Here is a 17,745-nt window from a genome sequence, read left to right on the forward strand (position 1 = left end):
TGTCAACGTTGCAGCGGTTCCGGCCTGCCTGACAGATACCCTTGCAGATAATCTACGCCCAGACTCAAGAGCATCTCGCGCTGCGCCTGCGTTTCAACATATTCAGCCACGACCGTCAACGACTTCACTTTCGCCAGCTCACAAATTGATTTCACAATCTTCTCGTCAACCGGGTCACTGGTGATCTCTTTAATAAAGCAGCCATCAATCTTAATGATATCGGCTTCGATGGTCTTCAGCCGTTCATAGTTCGCATAACCTGTTCCGAAATCATCAATGGCAATGCGCAACCCGCTCTGGCGCAACAACGCGACGTTTTGCATACTGGTTTCCGAATCGGAGAAGGCTTGCGCCTCCGTTATTTCAATAATGACGGTGCTGAGTGAAACCTGATACTGGTTAAAAAGCGAAACGATCTCTCTGGCAATCCCTTTTTGCATTAACGTCATCGGCATCAGGTTTAGCGAAAAGCGCGCTTCGTTGCGGGATGCCGGATGCTGACTCAGATATCGAAGCAGCTTTTGCAATACCAGCATGTCGAAGCAGGCGCTGAGGTTAAACTGGGCGATAACGGGCAGAAATTTATCCGGCGTGATGATTTGACCATCGCAGTAAAGACGCGACAGAATTTCCTGATACCCCTCGCCATTAGCATCGACTATCGGCTGGGCGTAAAGCATGATCTGGTCTTCATCCAGCGCGCGTTTAACGTTCTGCAACATAAGCACCTGCCCGGTGATATAGCCTGAAACGTTGCCTTCACGCTCATCCAGCGCCAGCACCGGCTCGCTCATTTGCGTCTGCTCGGCCAGATAGCTGAGCTGGCCAATGAGCCGATAAAGCCTTTCTTTATCGTTTTCAACTTTTCCCCAGGCGGCGCCGTAAGCCAGCTCAAGCGTTGCGTTATGCCAGTGTATACGCTTGCTGTTAAGCACATCGACAATATGCCGCAACCGGGAAGCTGGCTCCGGGCCCGCCAGAAAAAGCAAAAGATCGCAGCCGGGTAAATAGAAGATTTTATCTTTCGCGCCAAGCCAGGGTTGCAGAATTTGCACTACGGTTTTTTTACAGTGGATCCGCATTTGCAACCCATAATGGCGGCTGAGAATTTCCAGATTAGCCATATGCAAGCAGCAGAGCGTGCCGGTCTCTTCCTGTTGAAGGTGAAGCTCCAGCGCGCGCAAGTTAGGCAGTTGAGTAAGCGGATCGGTCTGCGCAAGCGTGCGGTATCGGCGCTGCATCCAGGCATTACGCTGGAAAATTACCGTCATAAAAATCATGGAAACGGTAAAAGCAATAAACACGGAAAGCACGAAACAAAGCATGAACGAGGCGTTTTCTTCAGGAATAAATCCACTGTTCCATGACAGCAAACATAACGCCGTCAGCGCCCATGTCAGCGTGACCAGCCGCGGGCCTAAATGAAAAACGCCTACGGTAAAGAAAATAAAAATAACCGGCACCATATAACCGGAAATAAACACTGCTTTATAAGGAACGCAAAAAAGCAAAGTTAATATGACAACGGAAAATAACCAGCAAAGCGTAAAAGCAATTTTCTCAGGGCTAAAGGCGGGCATGACGCAACGGCGCCAGAAATTACGCGCAACGACTTTGCTTAATATTATTCGCAAAGGATAATAGAAAAGTACGGTGAAAGATAAAGACGCCATAAAGAGGCTCTGGAAATCGACGACGCTATAGAAAAGCGAGCTTTTACCAAAATAAGCTGCGACGACGCCAGGATAACCAAGATAAAGCCCAGCCACAAGCATCAAACATTTTAATATACATGGCGTGATAAACCCAAACCCCAGCAACCGCACTCCAACCCCTTTCCCCGGAAGCGCATAACGCCAACGACGCCCCAGCAGATATCGACAAACCAGCCCTCCTGCGATCAACGAAACGATAATGCATGATACCAGCGTCAGATTTTGCAGGACGTTCAGAGAGAGCTGGTGCGAATACCAGAAGTAAAAGCACGTGAAAAGTGGAAGGAGCGCATAACGTCCATAAATGAACACCAGGGCGATAGCGAAACTTAAAGGCAGATAGGCAAGATAGTTCGTGGTGCCATCAATAATGGTTTGTGGCGACAAAGCACGGCATAAAGGAATTAACAAAAAACATAACAAAAAAGCGATACCAGACTTCCGCAACGGATTGTAATATTTCATAGCAAAGAATGTTACTTTTCTGTAATTTAATAGAATGAATTTTCGCTGCTAATGGTAAATATCTTTTATTAAAGTAACAAGGCAGGAAAAGGTGAATTACATATTAAGTAAAAATACATTCATATGCTGTATTGAAATACACATATATATACAAATAAATAGGTATATTATAAATTAATCGTTTGATTATCGGGTAGTGACAAGGTGGGTTTCGCAGGCACAAACAAAAAACCCCCGCCGTCTGGCGAGGGTTTATATTTTGGTGGAGCTAAGCGGGATCGAACCGCTGACCTCTTGCATGCCATGCAAGCGCTCTCCCAGCTGAGCTATAGCCCCACGATGCGTTGTTTACCTTACCAAACCTTGCGGGAAGAAGGTTTGGTGGAGCTAAGCGGGATCGAACCGCTGACCTCTTGCATGCCATGCAAGCGCTCTCCCAGCTGAGCTATAGCCCCAACGTAAACACTGTGTCGTGTCGACGGGCGGCATAATAAGAATTCCCCTTCACACTGTCAACGGCAAATTTGAACTTGCCTGTCAACCGCTGAAAAAGCCAGCAACTTATCTGAAAAGCAGGGGCTTTGCAGGATCTGCTAGTTATTCGCATCACAGTTTCTATTAAAATTTCGCGTTAAGATGAAATCTTATTACACCCACTATCAGCAGGACTACTCATGCTCAAGGAACGAATGACGCCTGAAGAACTGGCTATGATGACAGGGTATAGCCGTCAGACGATTAATAAATGGGTTCGCAAAGAGGGATGGGAAACGTCGCCCAAACCCGGCGTGCAAGGCGGCAAAGCCAGGCTGATTCATGTTGATGATCAGGTAAGAAACTTTATCCGCAGCACACAGCGAGCAGCGGACAATACAGGCGTCTACAGCGCCTCTCCCACAGATACCCCACTGGAAAATTTACTGCGCAATTCGCTAAAAGAGATGACGGCTTACGAACAAAAGCAGATAACTTCGCTGCTTTTACGCGAAGGCATTTCAGGGCTTTTGCTGCGTCTGGGTATCCGAAGCGCGGAATAAATAATGATTAAGTTTAAAACAAGGATGACCTCCGCAGAACTGGCGGAGATGGCTGCTACCACGCCGCAGACCATTAATCGCTGGGCGCGAGCGCAAAACTGGAAAAGAAGAAAACTGAAAGGCAGCAAACGTCAGCTTGAGATTTTCGTTAACGCCTCGGTAAGAGAGTATCTTCTTAGTACTAAACAGTTGCGCTACTTTGCTGATGAAATGCATGTAGCACGGGAAACACCCGCTGATTACGGTATTTCCACCAGCGATTTAGCCTTCCAGTTACAGGAGGCGCTCGACATGATGACCTCAGGGGAGCAGCAGAAGCTCAGCGACTTGCTGGAAAACGAAGGGGTAAGCGGGTTGCTTTCGCGGCTGGGTATAGAAGAAGAGTAAAAGCCGGTAAATGTACCGGCTTTTTTATACGCATGCTTTCCGACAGCGGCTTACTGCTGGTTTTCACGCTCGGCAATAAATGCCAGCGCTTTGTTAATGCGCTCCACGCTGCGGGTTTTGCCAATAGCATGCACAGTGACATCCAGCGCAGGCGACTGCCCTGCCCCGGTCACGGCAACACGCAGCGGCATCCCAACTTTGCCCATCCCCACTTCCAGCTCGTCAGCCGTAGCCTGAATAGCGTGGTGAACATTTTCTGCTGTCCACTCGCTGATGGCGGAAAGCTTATCGCGAACCACTTCCAGCGGCTGGCGAGCAACCGGACGAAGATGTTTTTTCGCGGCATCAGCGTCGAACTCGGCGAAATCTTCATAGAAGTAGCGGCAGGTTTGAGCTATCTCTTTCAGCGTTTTGCAACGTTCGCCCAGCAGTTTTACCAGTTCCGCCAGTTGCGGGCCATTACGGGTATCAATCCCTTCCTGCTCGATATGCCACTGCAAATGTGTCGCCACATATTCCGCTGGCATGGTGTTAATGTAATGGTGGTTCAGCCATAACAGCTTATCGGTATTAAAAGCGCTGGCAGATTTGCTGACCGCGCCCAGCGTAAACAGCTGGATCATCTCTTCGCGGCTGAAAATTTCCTGATCGCCGTGCGACCATCCCAGACGTACCAGATAGTTGAGCAACGCCTCCGGCAGATAACCGTCATCACGATATTGCATCACGCTTACTGCGCCATGGCGCTTGGAAAGCTTTTTGCCATCGTCGCCGTTAATCATAGAAACGTGGGCATACAGCGGCACCGGCGCGCCCAGCGCTTTAAGGATATTAATTTGACGCGGCGTGTTGTTGATATGGTCTTCGCCACGAATAACATGGGTAATTTCCATATCCCAGTCATCCACCACAACGCAAAAGTTGTAGGTTGGAGAACCATCGGTACGACGGATGATCAAATCGTCCAGCTCGAGGTTGCTGAACTCAATCGGACCGCGGATCTGATCATCAAATACCACAGAGCCTTCCTGCGGGTTAGCAAAACGCACTACGCAGGGTTCATCTTCTGCATGATGCTCATGGCTGTGACGGCAGCGCCCGTCATAACGCGGTTTCTCGCCTTTCGCCATTTGCTCTTCGCGCAGCGCTTCCAGACGCTCTTTCGAGCAATAGCATTTATAAGCCGTACCCGCTTCCAGCATCTCATCAATGACCGCATTGTAGCGATCAAAGCGTTTGGTCTGGAAATAAGGGCCCTCGTCCCATTCCAGGCTCAGCCAGTTCATCCCATCCATAATGGCTTCGATCGCTTCCGGCGTGGAACGCTCAAGATCGGTATCTTCGATACGCAGCACAAACTGGCCGCCTTGATTGCGAGCGAAAAGCCAGGAATAGAGAGCTGTACGGGCGCCGCCGACATGAAGGTAGCCAGTCGGGCTCGGCGCAAAGCGGGTTTTGATTTTCATTAAATGGCCTTAGTGTTGAACAGTGCCGAAAAGCGGCAAATGCCAGGGAATTTCAGTGCGCAATATTCTACCACCCTGAACTGATTCCTCAATGTCGGCGCCTAAGCTCAGCGGCACAAAGCGCCGATTTGATGCTGGTTTAGCCGAAAAAGCTTAACAAACCATCAGCCTGGCTAATTTTACGACGAACAAACAAAAACTTTGGAAAAGGCGTTGACTCATTTCGAACTCTCCCTATAATGCGACTCCACACAGCGGGGGTGATTAGCTCAGCTGGGAGAGCACCTCCCTTACAAGGAGGGGGTCGGCGGTTCGATCCCGTCATCACCCACCACTTTCTCGCCAGCTAAATTTCTTATTGTTGATGAAGTACCGAAGTGGGTGATTAGCTCAGCTGGGAGAGCACCTCCCTTACAAGGAGGGGGTCGGCGGTTCGATCCCGTCATCACCCACCACTCTAAACAAGTGGTTCCCGCAGTGTAGATAAGAAATTGAGAAGTGGGTGATTAGCTCAGCTGGGAGAGCACCTCCCTTACAAGGAGGGGGTCGGCGGTTCGATCCCGTCATCACCCACCACTTCGGGTCGTTAGCTCAGTTGGTAGAGCAGTTGACTTTTAATCAATTGGTCGCAGGTTCGAATCCTGCACGACCCACCAATGTAAAAAGGCGCCCTAAAGGCGCCTTTTTGCTATCTGTAACAACGACGCCGCCTGCGGCGGCGGCCCGAAGGGCGAGCGAAGCGAGTTATCCTGCACGACCCACCAGTGTAAAAAGGCGCCCTGAAGGCGCCTTTTTGCTGTGCATGTCTGGCAAAACCGGATTTTCCTGCGTATTCCCGTTCAAAAGTGACTCCTGCTCAAGCTCTTAGCGCTTATGCCGATAAACCTTCTTTATGGCAAAAAAGGAGCGCAGCGTGACTACGATTCAGGTATCAACCCCTTCAGCCAGCACGGCAAGCAGTAGCGGCAGTAATGGCTCAGGCGGCAACGATCTCTCATCCCAAATTAGTCGCATTACTACGCAAATCACCAAACTGACTCAGCAGCTTAAAGATATCTCCAGTGGCAGCGGCAGCGCCGAACAGAAGCAAAAACAACAAGAATTGATTACAACCCAGATTAAAATGTTGCAGGCCCAACTGGCGCAGTTACAACGCCAGCAAGCCGAACAAGCCCAGCAAAAACAGGAACAAAAGCAGGGCAAAGTCGAAGGCGTAAACAAGCCCTCCGATGAGCATCAGATTGATATCTATATCTGATAATCCGTTGCGTTAAACAACGGATCGCGTATGCGGGCTTCGGTTAATTTCTGAGCCTGCATACGCACCACTTCCCAGATGGCCTGAGCGGCACCCGAAAGCGACCGGTTTTTACGGCGCACCAGCATCAGCTTGCGTTCAATAACCGGCGTTAAACGACGCACCCGGAGATGGCTTCCCTGCGGCAACGGCAGAGCCAGCGCGGGCAATACGCTAATACCGATCCCTGCCTCTACCATCGGAAAAAGCGTAGCGGGATGCCCTATCTCCTGCACGATAATGGCGTCTACCTGTTGTTCTGCAAGCGCCGCATCAATCAGCGGACGACTGCCGGAAGCGTAATCTTGCAACACCAGCTTAGCGCCCTGCAAAGCCTGCCATGTTACCTGCGCCAGAGAAGCCAGAGGATCGTCTTCCCGGCAGAGCAAAAGAAACGGCTCGGAGAGCACTACTTCCCATTCCAGATCGTTAACCGGCCCCGGATCGATAACAATGCCGAAATCCACATCCCCCTGACGAATGCTCTCCAGCACCCATTGCTGAGGCCTGTCGTGCAGCACAAAGTCAATGTCCGGATAGAGCTGCTTTCCTTCAGCGATACACTGGGGCATGAGATGCGCGGAGATAGTTTGACTGGCAGCCACGCGCACCGTGCCGGAAAGCTGTTGTCCAAGCCTGCCAACATCACGAAGCGTGCTGTTCAGTTCATCAAGCAGCCTTTGCAGACGCATCGCCAGCTGCTGACCTGCCTCGGTCAGCACCACTTCACGCGTGGTGCGATCAAGCAACCTGACGCCAGTCTGTAGCTCAAGCTCTTTTATACTGTGACTTACGGCAGACTGACTCAGACCTATCAGGTTGCCGGCGCGGCTAAAGCTGCCCGCCTGCGCTACGGCGACAAAAACGCGAAGCTGGCGTAAGGTATAATTCATCTGTTTTATTCATTAATTCATTCAATAAATCAATTTTATTTCTTAAACCCGCTTTTGCACAATGAAGCTTTCTTATGGCAGGAATGGTTATGAAACTCTTTCGCATCCTTGACCCTTTTACCCTTACGCTTATCGCCGTCGTGTTGCTTGCCTCTTTCTTTCCGGTGCACGGCGAATATGTTCGCTATTTTGACTGGCTGACCAACGCGGCCATCGCCCTGCTCTTTTTCATGCACGGCGCTAAGCTTTCGCGTGAAGCGATTATTGCGGGCGGCAGCCACTGGCGGCTGCATTTATGGGTGATGTGCAGCACCTTTATTCTCTTCCCGGCGCTGGGCGTGCTGTTTGCCTGGTGGGCGCCTGTGCCGGTGAGCCCGGCGCTCTACTCCGGCTTTCTATATCTGTGCATTTTGCCTGCCACAGTACAGTCCGCTATCGCCTTCACCTCGATTGCGGGCGGCAACGTGGCGGCGGCAGTCTGCTCCGCTTCCGCCTCCAGCCTGCTTGGTATTTTTCTCTCGCCGCTGCTGGTTGGCCTGTTGATGCACATGAACGGCGCCAGCGGAAGCCTTGAACAGGTCGGCACAATCATGCTGCAACTCTTGCTGCCGTTTGTCTTAGGCCATCTTTCTCGCCGCTGGACCGCCAACTGGGTTGCGAAACATAAAAAATGGATCGGCAAAACCGACCAGACTTCCATCCTGCTGGTGGTTTATGGCGCATTCAGCGAAGCAGTGGTTAACGGAATATGGCATCAGGTGGGCGCAGGCTCGCTGCTGTTTATTGTGGCGGTAAGCCTGGTGCTGCTGGCGATCGTCATCGCAGTGAATATGGTTGTGGCGCGTAAGTGCGGCTTTAGCAAGGCGGATGAAATAACCATTGTCTTTTGTGGTTCGAAAAAGAGCCTCGCTAACGGCATTCCCATGGCGAATATTCTCTTTCCTGCCGCTACGGTCGGGGTGATGGTGTTGCCGCTGATGATTTTTCATCAGATCCAGCTGATGGTCTGCGCGGCGCTGGCGCGTCGTTACCAGCGCCAGACCGCTAAAGCGAAGGCGGATGCCCGCGCTGTGCAGGCGCACTAACGCTTCAGGGGCTGCACCAGGTGGGTCAGCCCCTCGCTTTTGATTAGCAGCGTAAAGGCCATCAGCTCACCGAGACGTCCCGCCGGAAACGTATCCTTGCGGGCAAACCACAACAAATACTCCTCCGGCAAGTCAATAAGCTTTCGCCCTTTATACTTGCCAAACGGCATTTCGGTATTGGCTATCTCAATGAGTTGGGCCTTTTCCACATTACTCTCCAAGCAGACGCAGCATCTGCTCCTCGTCGATAACCTCAATGCCCAGCTCCTGCGCTTTCGCGAGCTTGGAGCCCGCCGCTTCGCCGGCGATGACCATATCCGTTTTCTTCGACACGCTGCCGCTGACTTTCGCGCCAAGCGCTTCAAGCCGGGCTTTCGCATCATCGCGCGACATCTGGCTTAAAGAACCGGTCAGGACAATCGTTTTTCCGGCGAACGGGCTGTCTATCTCTTCCGCTTTCACCACTACCGGCGCAGGCCAACTGATGCCGACCTGCCCGACCAGCTCGCGAATTACCGCGCGGTTGCTCTCTTCTTCGAAAAAGTTAAAGACATGCGTGGCGACAACCACGCCTACGTCAGGCACTTTTTGCAGCTCATCGACCGAGGCCGCCATCAGCGCCTCCAGCGTGCCGAAATAAGCCGCAAGCCCGGCTGCCGTCGCCTCGCCGACTTCGCGGATGCCAAGCGCATAAAGGAAACGAGCGAACGTGGTTTGCTTCGCTTTTTCCAGCGCATCCACCAGGTTCTGCGCCGATTTAGGCCCCATACGTTCAAGGCGCTCCAGCGTCTCTTTGCCAAGCGCGAACAGATCGGCTGGCGTATGAACGTATTCCTTCTCAACGAGCTGATCGATGATTTTATCGCCCATGCCGTCGACATCCATCGCGCGGCGGGAGACAAAGTGCTTGAGCGACTCTTTGCGCTGCGCGCCGCATATCAGGCCGCCCGTGCAGCGCGCCACCGCTTCGCCTTCTACGCGCTCCACATCAGAGCCGCAGACCGGGCAATGGGCCGGAAACTCAACCGCCCGCGTCTCTTCGGGACGTTCGGAAAGCACCACGTTAACAACCTGCGGAATGACATCGCCTGCGCGACGAATAACAACCCGGTCGCCAATACGTAAACCAAGACGATCAATTTCATCAGCATTGTGCAGCGTAGCGTTGCTAACCAGAACGCCTGCGACCTGAACGGGCTCCAGCCGGGCGACAGGCGTGATGGCGCCGGTGCGCCCAACCTGAAACTCGACGTCGCGAACGGTGGTCATTTGCTCCTGCGCCGGGAACTTAAAGGCGACAGCCCAGCGGGGCGCGCGGGCTACAAATCCCAGTTGCTCCTGCAAATCCAGCGAATCGACTTTGATAACTACGCCGTCAATATCAAACCCAAGCGTCGGGCGATCCGCTTCGACTTTACGGTAGAATTCCAGTACGCCTTCCGGCGTGTCGCACAGACGGATCCGGTCGCTGACCGGCAATCCCCATTTTTTAAATTGCTGCAAACGCGCCATATGGCTTCGCGGCAGTTCGCCGCCTTCAAGCAACCCCACGCCATAGCAGAAAAAGGTTAACGGGCGTTTGGCGGTAATACGGGGATCAAGCTGGCGCAATGAACCGGCAGCGGCATTGCGCGGGTTAGCAAAGATTTTTCCGCCATTACGACGCGCTTCTTCGTTAATTTTTTCAAAGCCCGCCTGCGGCAGAAAAACTTCGCCGCGCACTTCCAGACGCAAAGGGATGTCTTTGCCGTGCAGCTTGAGCGGAATGGCGCGAATAGTGCGCACGTTCAGGGTGATATCTTCCCCGGTCGTGCCATCGCCCCGCGTGGCAGCGCGAACCAGCAAGCCATTTTCATACAGCAGGCTGACCGCCAGGCCATCAAGCTTGAGTTCGCAGCAATAAACCAGCGCGTCGGCGCTTTTCAAACGGTCCTGAACGCGTTTGTTAAAAGCCAGGAAGCTCGCTTCATCAAACACGTTATCCAGCGAAAGCATAGGCACTTCATGGCGCACCTGGCTGAACTCTGTCAGCGGCGCGGCGCCCACGCGCTGGGTGGGGGAATCGGGCGTAACCAGCTCCGGATGCGCCTCTTCCAGCGCCCTTAGCTCGCGCATCAGCCGGTCATATTCCGCGTCCGGAATTTCCGGCGCATCCATAACGTGATAGAGAAATTCATGATGGCGAAGCGTGGTTCGCAGTTGAGTCAGTTTTTCTTCGATTGAGTCCATATCGCACCATCAATGATAAAAAACCCCCGACATGCGGGGGCTGGTATGAGGATTGAGGTCGGAATGATATCAGGCGTTAGCCTCTTTGACCTCGCGAATGCGGTCCTGATATTCACGCAGCTTCTGAGGCGTCATCATACGGCGCTGGTCATCCAGCACTACGCCGCCCACTTCGTCAGCAATATGCTGGGCCGACTGTAGCATCAGCTTGAAGTTTTGCAGTTCATCGCCGAAACCAGGCACCTGCATAAAAATGGTAATGCCAGGCGTGGTGAAATCGTTCATGGTTTCCGGGTCAAAGGAACCCGGCTTCACCATATTCGCCAGGCTGAAGAGGATCGGGCCGCTGCCGTCCGGGCTAAGGTGGCGGTGAAAAATATTCATATCGCCAAATTTAAAGCCCGCCTGCTGGATACTGTTCAGCAGCACATCGCCATTGATTTGCGTGCCGGCATGCGCCGCAACGTTCATCACGATAACCGTTTCTTTAAGCTGCGGCTTTGGCGCTTCAACGGGTTGCGCTACTGGCTCAGGCTGCGCAGGCACGGCAACAGGTTGCGGCGCAGGCTGTTGCATCGCCGGTTGCGAGGCAGGCTGCTGTATGGGCGAAGGCGCATATTGCGGCGCGCCAGCGTGCGTTGGCTGCGGCACTGGCTGTTGAACCGGCGGCTGCGGCTGCGGCTGGGCCGCAGGGGTTTGCGGCGCAGGCTGCTGTACGGGCGCTTGCGGGCGCGGCGCGGCGACAGGCGTCTGTTCAGGCGCTTGTTGAACGTGCTGGCGCGGTTGAGCCGGTTCGTAAGGCGGTTGATAGTTGTGCTGTGGCTGACGCGGCGTTTCCTGTTCCCAGTTCGCGTTGTCCTGCGGCGTATTTACACGGCGCACTCGCACTTCACCCACGCCTTCCGTTTCATCGTCTTCGGCGTCTTCCTCAAACTCTTCTTCGTTGCGCTTCGATTTCATTCGCTTAAGCGGACGATCGCGGAACACGGAAGAACGCTCCTTACGACTGGTCCAGAGTCCATGAACCAGTAAGGCTATTATGGCTATCGCGCCAACAATGATTAATATCAGACGCAAATCCTGCATCATTATATTCTCTGTTGTTCTAACACCTTGCCAACACGGCAAACATTTACTCACTAAGAGTATTTGCCCAACTGCCCAAGTGCAAGTGCGCGCTCGGTTTTCTCAGCATAAAGATGGCATAAAGTCCGCTTTTTGCTGTTTTTTCGACCATTTCTGAACTGGCGCATTTACCCGGCTCGGTTAAGATAACCAACCCCTTCACGGGCTAACATCCAGGAGCATTGCAAGAGATATGGTTTCATATACAGGTACGGCCCCACGCAGCGGCCTTTATTACTTTTCGCAGGGCTGGAAACTGTTAAGCCAGCCGGGCTTAAAACGCTTCGTCCTTTTACCGCTTCTGGTGAACATCCTGCTGATGGGCGGCGCTTTCTGGTGGCTCTTTACACGGCTTGATGTGTGGATCCCGCAGCTTATGGCTTCGGTTCCCGACTGGCTGCAATGGTTAAGCTACTTGCTGTGGCCTGTCGCCGTGTTATCCATCTTGCTGGTTTTCGGCTATTTTTTCTCAACGGTCGCCAACTGGATTGCCGCGCCGTTCAACGGCTTGCTTGCCGAACAGCTTGAAGCGCGCCTGACAGGCGCGACGCCGCCTGATACTGGTATTTTCGGCATCATGAAAGATGTGCCGCGTATTATGAAGCGCGAATGGCAAAAGTTTGTCTGGTACCTGCCGCGGGCTGTCGTCTTACTGCTGCTTTATTTTATTCCGGGCATTGGTCAGACCGTAGCCCCGGTGCTGTGGTTTCTGTTTAGCGCCTGGATGCTGGCGATTCAGTACTGCGACTACCCGTTTGACAACCACAAGGTGCCGTTTAAAACCATGCGCGTCGCGCTCCGCCAGCAAAAAGTCACCAATATGCAATTTGGCGCGCTGGTTAACCTGTTCACCCTCGTTCCGGTACTTAACTTTGTCATCATGCCCGTTGCGGTATGCGGAGCGACGGCCATGTGGGTGGATTGCTATCGCAACCAGCATGCCCTCTGGAAGTAATGCCTGATGAGGTGGCATATGCCGCCTCTTATTCCATACTGATAAGCATTATTTCGCGACAGTATATAGATATGCGAATTCCTTACTTCCGCATAAGGGCTGAGCAGGTATGCTGGAGCGGTTCCCAAAATTCATACAGTTAAGGACAGGCCATGAGTAAGATTTTTGAAGATAACTCGTTGACTATTGGTCATACGCCTCTGGTTCGACTGAACCGTATCGGTAATGGACGCATCCTCGCTAAGGTCGAGTCCCGTAACCCGAGCTTTAGCGTCAAATGCCGCATCGGTGCCAATATGATTTGGGATGCCGAGAAACGCGGCGTACTGAAACCAGGCGTTGAACTGGTTGAGCCGACCAGCGGCAACACGGGTATTGCTCTGGCTTATGTTGCTGCCGCGCGCGGCTACAAGCTGACGCTGACCATGCCGGAAACAATGAGTATCGAACGTCGCAAATTGCTCAAGGCGCTGGGTGCGAACCTGGTGTTGACTGAAGGCGCAAAAGGCATGAAAGGCGCTATCCAGAAAGCAGAAGAAATTGTGGCGAGCGATCCGGCGAAATATCTGCTTCTCCAGCAGTTCAGCAACCCGGCTAACCCGGAAATTCATGAGAAGACCACCGGTCCGGAAATCTGGGAAGATACCGACGGCCAGGTTGACGTCTTTATTGCAGGCGTTGGTACCGGCGGTACGCTGACTGGCGTTAGTCGTTATATTAAAAATACCAAAGGTAAAACCGACCTTATCACCGTAGCGGTAGAGCCGACCGACTCGCCTGTTATCGCGCAGGCGCTGGCGGGCGAAGAGCTCAAGCCGGGTCCGCATAAAATCCAGGGTATCGGCGCAGGCTTTATCCCGGGCAACCTTGATCTGAAGCTGATCGACAAAGTTGTCGCCATCACCAATGAAGAGGCAATCTCTACCGCCCGTCGCCTGATGGAAGAAGAAGGCATTCTGGCAGGCATCTCTTCTGGCGCAGCGGTAGCTGCCGCCCTGAAATTGCAGGAAGACGAAGCCCTCAGCAATAAAAACATTGTCGTGATCCTGCCTTCTTCAGGCGAGCGTTATCTGAGTACCGCGCTGTTTGCCGATCTCTTTACGGAAAAAGAACTGCAACAGTGATGCCAGATTGTTAAATCTGAATAAAAAAGCACCTTCAGGGGTGCTTTTTTGTGGCACAGGTCAAACTTTTACCCCCACTGGCATTGCTTCAACCTGCTGGGTCTGGTATTTAACCAGCAAATTATTTCGATGCGTGAAATTAATCATTGGCACCCTTCGTGTTTGCTGAATCGATTTTACGATTTGGTTAAGCTGCTTTTTTCGCGGCATAATGATTAATGGCGAACGAAACGCGTGCCGCATGGAGATCCTGCCATGCGATTTTCGTCGTTCTGGCAGCCTGTGCTGCGTTCCGTTTACCTCGGCGCTAACAATACAGGCTAAAGTCCGGCCGCCAGGCTAGACTTTAGTTCCACAACACTAAACCTATAAGTTGGGGAAATACAATGTTCCAGCAAGAAGTTACCATTACCGCTCCGAACGGTCTGCATACCCGCCCTGCTGCTCAGTTTGTAAAAGAAGCTAAAGGCTTCGCATCTGAGATCACTGTGACTTCCAACGGCAAAAGCGCCAGCGCGAAAAGCCTGTTCAAGCTGCAAACTCTGGGTCTGACTCAGGGCACTGTTGTGACCATTTCTGCGGAAGGCGAAGACGAGCAGAAAGCAGTTGAACATCTGGTAAAACTGATGGCTGAACTCGAGTAAGTTCCGGGTTCTTATTAAAATCAGTCACAAGTAAGGTAGGGTTATGATTTCAGGCATTTTAGCATCTCCGGGTATCGCCTTTGGTAAAGCACTGCTGCTGAAGGAAGATGAAATTGTCATCGACCGGAAAAAAATTTCTGCCGACAAGGTTTCTCAGGAAGTTGAACGTTTCCTGAGCGGTCGCGCTAAAGCTTCTGCGCAGTTAGAAGCGATTAAGGTGAAAGCCGGCGAAACTTTCGGTGAAGAAAAGGAAGCCATCTTCGAAGGCCACATTATGTTGCTGGAAGATGAAGAGCTGGAGCAGGAAATCATAGCCCTGATTAAAGATAAGCTCGTTACTGCGGATGCCGCAGCGTACGAGGTTATTGAAGGTCAGGCCACCGCGCTGGAAGAACTTGACGATGAATACCTGAAAGAGCGTGCGGCTGACGTGCGCGACATCGGCAAGCGTCTGCTGCGCAATATCCTGGGCCTCGCCATCATCGATTTAAGCGCCATTCAGGATGAAGTCATCCTGGTCGCCGCTGACCTGACCCCGTCGGAAACCGCTCAGCTGAACCTGAAAAAGGTGCTGGGTTTTATCACCGATTTGGGCGGCCGTACTTCTCACACCTCTATCATGGCGCGCTCCCTTGAGCTGCCAGCCATTGTGGGTACCGGCAGCGTCACCTCGCAGGTGAAAAACGACGATTACCTGATTCTCGATGCGGTTAACAACAAAGTTTACGTTAACCCGACTAACGAAGAGATCGAAGCGCTGCGCAATATTCAGTCTCAGGTGGCTGAAGAAAAAGCGGAGCTCGCTAAACTGAAAGACCTGCCGGCTATCACGCTTGACGGCCATCAGGTAGAAGTTTGCGCCAACATCGGCACCGTGCGCGACGTCGCGGGCGCTGAGCGTAACGGTGCAGAAGGCGTAGGTCTTTATCGTACCGAATTCCTGTTCATGGACCGCGACTCCCTGCCTACCGAAGAAGAACAGTTCCAGGCTTATAAAGCCGTGGCTGAAGCTTGCGGTTCTCAGGCGGTAATCGTTCGCACCATGGATATCGGCGGCGACAAAGAGCTGCCGTATATGAACTTCCCGAAAGAAGAGAACCCGTTCCTTGGCTGGCGTGCGATTCGTATCGCTATGGATCGCAAAGAGATCCTGCGCGACCAGCTGCGCGCTATCCTGCGCGCCTCCGCTTTCGGCAAACTGCGCATTATGTTCCCGATGATCATCTCTGTGGAAGAAGTGCGCGCGCTGAAAAAAGAGATCGAAGCGTTCAAACAAGAGCTGCGCGATGAAGGCAAAGCGTTTGACGAAGCGATTGAAATCGGCGTGATGGTTGAAACCCCGGCGGCGGCGACTATCGCCCGTCACCTGGCGAAAGAAGTCGACTTTTTCAGCATCGGCACCAACGATTTGACGCAGTACACTCTGGCGGTTGACCGTGGTAATGATATGATTTCCCACCTCTACCAGCCGATGTCGCCGTCTGTGCTGAACCTGATTAAGCAAGTCATTGACGCATCTCATGCTGAAGGCAAATGGACAGGCATGTGTGGTGAGCTTGCTGGCGATGAACGTGCTACACTTCTTTTGCTGGGGATGGGTCTGGATGAATTCAGTATGAGTGCCATTTCTATCCCGCGCATTAAGAAGATTATTCGTAACACGAACTTCGAAGATGCGAAGGTTTTAGCAGAGCAGGCTCTTGCTCAACCGACAACGGACGAGTTAATGACGCTGGTTAACAAGTTCATTGAAGAAAAAACAATCTGCTAATCCACGAGATGCGGCCCAAATTACTGCTTAGGAGAGAAGGCTAATGGGGTTATTTAGTAAGCTGTTCGGTGACAAAGGCAATAGCGACACCGGAACCATTGAGATCGTTGCTCCACTGTCTGGTGAAATCGTTAACATTGAAGACGTGCCGGATGTAGTGTTCGCAGAGAAGATTGTTGGTGATGGCATCGCTATCAAACCGACCGGCAACAAAATGGTTGCGCCGGTAGATGGCACCATCGGCAAAATCTTTGAAACCAACCATGCGTTCTCTATCGAATCCGATAGCGGAATTGAGCTGTTCGTTCACTTCGGCATCGACACCGTCGAGCTGAAAGGCGAAGGCTTCAAGCGTCTCGCAGAAGAAGGCCAGCGCGTGAAGAAAGGCGATCCGGTTATCGAGTTCGACCTGCCGCTGCTGGAAGAAAAAGCGAAGTCCACGCTGACGCCGGTCGTCATCTCTAACATGGATGAAATTAAAGAGCTGATCAAACTTTCTGGTAGCGTAACCGTTGGCGAAACCCCGGTTATCCGCATCAAAAAGTAATTCATCAGTATGATAAAAACGGCGCCGCGGCGCCGTTTTTTTATGCCTGCCGAACAGTACAGTCCAGGACAGCCGCGTTATATCCCCGCGCCCTGGCTGTAGCTCTCTTCGCCAAACACGCCGGTTGAGAGATAACGATCGCCGCGATCGCAGATAATCGCCACTACCACTGCGCCAGGGTTTGACCGAGCGATACGCAACGCGCCCGCCACCGCGCCGCCGGAACTTACGCCGCAAAAAATGCCTTCTTTACGCGCCAGGGAACGCATGGTGTTTTCCGCCTCAAGCTGGCTGATATCCAGCACCTCATCCACCAGAGAAGCGTTGAAAATTCCCGGCAGATATTCCTGCGGCCAGCGGCGAATACCGGGAATGCTGCTGCCCTCTTCCGGTTGCAGACCGACGATTTTTATCTGGGTTTGCTGCTCGCGCAGGAAGCGGCTTACGCCGGTAATGGTGCCGGTCGTACCCATACTGGAAACAAAGTGGGTAATGCGGCCGTTCGTTTGCCGCCAGATTTCCGGGCCTGTGGTGGTGTAATGCGCATAAGGGTTATCAGGGTTATTAAACTGATCCAGCACCTTGCCTTCGCCGCGTTCGCCCATCGCCTTCGCCAGATCGCGCGCCCCTTCCATCCCCTGTTCACGGCTCACCAGAATTAACTGCGCGCCGTAAGCCTGCATTGCCGCCTTACGCTCCATGCTCATGTTGTCCGGCATCAGCAGCTTCATGCGATAGCCTTTCAGCGCCGCGATCATCGCCAGCGCAATGCCCGTATTGCCGCTGGTCGCTTCAATGAGCGTGTCGCCGGGTTTGATCTCGCCGCGCTTTTCCGCCTCGGTAATCATAGCGAGCGCCGCCCGGTCTTTTACCGACCCCGCCGGGTTGTTGCCTTCGAGCTTGACCCAGATTTCAGCCCCGTTGGTTAACCCGGTTCGTTGCAGCCGCACCAGAGGCGTATTGCCGATAGTCTGTTCTAATGTGTTCACGTTCTGTCTGTCCAAA

At 52.7% G+C, this 17,745-nt stretch carries 16 protein-coding genes and 6 tRNA genes; 13 read left to right on the forward strand and 9 right to left on the reverse strand.

What is annotated here, in order from left to right; genetic code table 11:
• Positions 1 to 2 precede the first annotated feature (2 nt).
• The 3 genes from DW56_RS13805 to DW56_RS13815 all read right to left on the reverse strand — a co-directional run bounded on the left by DW56_RS13805 (position 3) and on the right by DW56_RS13815 (position 2,635).
• Entirely contained in the window at positions 3 to 2,180 is a 2,178-nt protein-coding gene (locus DW56_RS13805) for a sensor domain-containing phosphodiesterase (RefSeq protein WP_024554875.1), read from the reverse strand.
• A 260-nt stretch (positions 2,181 to 2,440) separates the two neighbouring features.
• Positions 2,441 to 2,516, reverse strand: a tRNA-Ala gene (locus DW56_RS13810).
• A gap of 43 nt (positions 2,517 to 2,559) precedes the next feature.
• A tRNA-Ala gene (locus DW56_RS13815) sits at positions 2,560 to 2,635 on the reverse strand.
• Between the two features lie 219 nt (positions 2,636 to 2,854).
• Here DW56_RS13815 and DW56_RS13820 point away from each other — a divergent pair.
• On the forward strand, positions 2,855 to 3,217 hold the full coding sequence (locus DW56_RS13820; RefSeq protein ID WP_035890042.1) for a YfeC-like transcriptional regulator: 363 nt from the start codon (positions 2,855 to 2,857) through the stop codon (positions 3,215 to 3,217).
• A 3-nt stretch (positions 3,218 to 3,220) separates the two neighbouring features.
• Positions 3,221 to 3,604: a YfeC-like transcriptional regulator gene (locus DW56_RS13825; RefSeq protein ID WP_024554877.1), complete on the forward strand. Its 384-nt coding sequence runs from the start codon at positions 3,221 to 3,223 to the stop codon at positions 3,602 to 3,604.
• Between the two features lie 50 nt (positions 3,605 to 3,654).
• On the opposite strand, the gene gltX is transcribed toward DW56_RS13825, so the two are convergent.
• A complete protein-coding gene (gltX, locus tag DW56_RS13830) occupies positions 3,655 to 5,070 on the reverse strand; it encodes a glutamate--tRNA ligase (protein WP_024554878.1) in 1,416 nt (471 codons plus the stop codon).
• A gap of 258 nt (positions 5,071 to 5,328) precedes the next feature.
• Here gltX and DW56_RS13835 point away from each other — a divergent pair.
• The 5 genes from DW56_RS13835 (at position 5,329) to DW56_RS13855 (ending at position 6,328) form a co-directional block, all read left to right on the forward strand.
• A tRNA-Val gene (locus DW56_RS13835) sits at positions 5,329 to 5,404 on the forward strand.
• A gap of 45 nt (positions 5,405 to 5,449) precedes the next feature.
• Positions 5,450 to 5,525 (forward strand) — tRNA-Val (locus DW56_RS13840).
• Between the two features lie 45 nt (positions 5,526 to 5,570).
• Positions 5,571 to 5,646: transfer RNA gene (locus tag DW56_RS13845), tRNA-Val, on the forward strand.
• Between the two features lie 4 nt (positions 5,647 to 5,650).
• A tRNA-Lys gene (locus tag DW56_RS13850) sits at positions 5,651 to 5,726 on the forward strand.
• Positions 5,727 to 5,983: 257 nt separating this feature from the next.
• Positions 5,984 to 6,328 (forward strand): FlxA-like family protein, encoded by a 345-nt coding sequence (locus DW56_RS13855; RefSeq protein WP_024554672.1) that lies wholly within the window; start codon positions 5,984 to 5,986, stop codon positions 6,326 to 6,328.
• Here DW56_RS13855 and DW56_RS13860 read toward each other — a convergent pair.
• Entirely contained in the window at positions 6,319 to 7,260 is a 942-nt protein-coding gene (locus DW56_RS13860; protein WP_024554671.1) for a LysR family transcriptional regulator, read from the reverse strand. The genes DW56_RS13855 and DW56_RS13860 overlap by 10 nt on opposite strands.
• 89 nt (positions 7,261 to 7,349) lie before the next feature.
• On the opposite strand from DW56_RS13860, the gene DW56_RS13865 reads away from it, so the two are divergent.
• A complete protein-coding gene (locus DW56_RS13865) occupies positions 7,350 to 8,345 on the forward strand; it encodes a bile acid:sodium symporter family protein (RefSeq protein ID WP_024554670.1) in 996 nt (331 codons plus the stop codon).
• Here DW56_RS13865 and DW56_RS13870 read toward each other — a convergent pair.
• From DW56_RS13870 to zipA, 3 genes are all read right to left on the reverse strand, one after another.
• On the reverse strand, positions 8,342 to 8,554 hold the full coding sequence (locus DW56_RS13870) for a DUF3820 family protein (RefSeq protein ID WP_024554669.1): 213 nt from the start codon (positions 8,552 to 8,554) through the stop codon (positions 8,342 to 8,344). The two genes, DW56_RS13865 and DW56_RS13870, sit on opposite strands and share 4 nt — an antisense overlap.
• Before the next feature lies 1 nt (position 8,555).
• The gene (ligA, locus tag DW56_RS13875; RefSeq protein WP_024554668.1) at positions 8,556 to 10,574 is read right to left on the reverse strand and encodes an NAD-dependent DNA ligase LigA; all 2,019 of its coding nucleotides are present in this window, start codon (positions 10,572 to 10,574) and stop codon (positions 8,556 to 8,558) included.
• Positions 10,575 to 10,643: 69 nt separating this feature from the next.
• A complete protein-coding gene (zipA, locus tag DW56_RS13880) occupies positions 10,644 to 11,663 on the reverse strand; it encodes a cell division protein ZipA (protein WP_024561960.1) in 1,020 nt (339 codons plus the stop codon).
• A gap of 229 nt (positions 11,664 to 11,892) precedes the next feature.
• On the opposite strand from zipA, the gene cysZ reads away from it, so the two are divergent.
• The 5 genes from cysZ (at position 11,893) to crr (ending at position 16,740) form a co-directional block, all read left to right on the forward strand.
• The gene (gene cysZ, locus DW56_RS13885) at positions 11,893 to 12,654 is read left to right on the forward strand and encodes a sulfate transporter CysZ (protein ID WP_024561961.1); all 762 of its coding nucleotides are present in this window, start codon (positions 11,893 to 11,895) and stop codon (positions 12,652 to 12,654) included.
• A gap of 152 nt (positions 12,655 to 12,806) precedes the next feature.
• Positions 12,807 to 13,778 (forward strand): cysteine synthase A, encoded by a 972-nt coding sequence (cysK, locus tag DW56_RS13890; protein ID WP_024555236.1) that lies wholly within the window; start codon positions 12,807 to 12,809, stop codon positions 13,776 to 13,778.
• 386 nt (positions 13,779 to 14,164) lie between these two features.
• Complete coding sequence (ptsH, locus tag DW56_RS13900; RefSeq protein ID WP_004960145.1) at positions 14,165 to 14,422, forward strand: phosphocarrier protein Hpr; 258 nt, start codon at positions 14,165 to 14,167, stop codon at positions 14,420 to 14,422.
• A gap of 43 nt (positions 14,423 to 14,465) precedes the next feature.
• Positions 14,466 to 16,193, forward strand: a complete 1,728-nt coding sequence (ptsI, locus tag DW56_RS13905) for a phosphoenolpyruvate-protein phosphotransferase PtsI (protein WP_024555238.1) — start codon at positions 14,466 to 14,468, stop codon at positions 16,191 to 16,193.
• Positions 16,194 to 16,236: 43 nt separating this feature from the next.
• Positions 16,237 to 16,740, forward strand: coding sequence for a PTS glucose transporter subunit IIA (gene crr / locus DW56_RS13910; protein ID WP_024555239.1), 504 nt, complete (start codon positions 16,237 to 16,239; stop codon positions 16,738 to 16,740).
• A gap of 77 nt (positions 16,741 to 16,817) precedes the next feature.
• Here the strand turns inward: crr and cysM are convergent, their stop codons facing one another.
• Complete coding sequence (gene cysM / locus DW56_RS13915) at positions 16,818 to 17,729, reverse strand: cysteine synthase CysM (RefSeq protein WP_024554188.1); 912 nt, start codon at positions 17,727 to 17,729, stop codon at positions 16,818 to 16,820.
• Between the last annotated feature and the right edge of the window lie 16 nt (positions 17,730 to 17,745).

This window comes from Franconibacter helveticus LMG 23732, from assembly GCF_000463115.2.
GTDB lineage: Bacteria > Pseudomonadota > Gammaproteobacteria > Enterobacterales > Enterobacteriaceae > Franconibacter > Franconibacter helveticus.